The organism is Psychrobacter sp. AOP7-B1-24 (assembly GCF_052376215.1).
Taxonomy (GTDB): domain Bacteria; phylum Pseudomonadota; class Gammaproteobacteria; order Pseudomonadales; family Moraxellaceae; genus Psychrobacter.
The window spans coordinates 1-223 of sequence record NZ_JBQSVL010000249.1 but is presented as its reverse complement, the minus strand read 5'-3'; the positions used below and the strand labels follow the sequence as shown (position 1 = coordinate 223).

1 protein-coding gene is annotated in these 223 nt (G+C 40.4%); it reads left to right on the top strand.

What is annotated here, in order from left to right; translation table 11 throughout:
* A partial coding sequence (locus ACT3QP_RS15230) for a transposase (protein WP_444526089.1) occupies window positions 1-206 on the top strand: 206 nt, incomplete at its 5' end.
* Between the last annotated feature and the right edge of the window lie 17 nt (window positions 207-223).

The following is a 223-nucleotide window of genomic DNA, read 5'->3' as shown; positions in this document are numbered from 1 at the left end:
TCTTCAATAATATTCCTCGAAAACAGAACACTAAGTCCACCAATAACCATATGGACTGGCACTTGTACAAGGCTCGACACTTAGTAGAAAATGCTTTTGCTAAGTTAAAAAACTACAGGGCGGTTGCAACTAGATTTGATAAGCTCAAGCAAAGTTATGAGAATACGGTGGCTCTCGCTTGTGCCTATCTTTGGCTGAAACTTTGAATGTTCAACACGCCCTA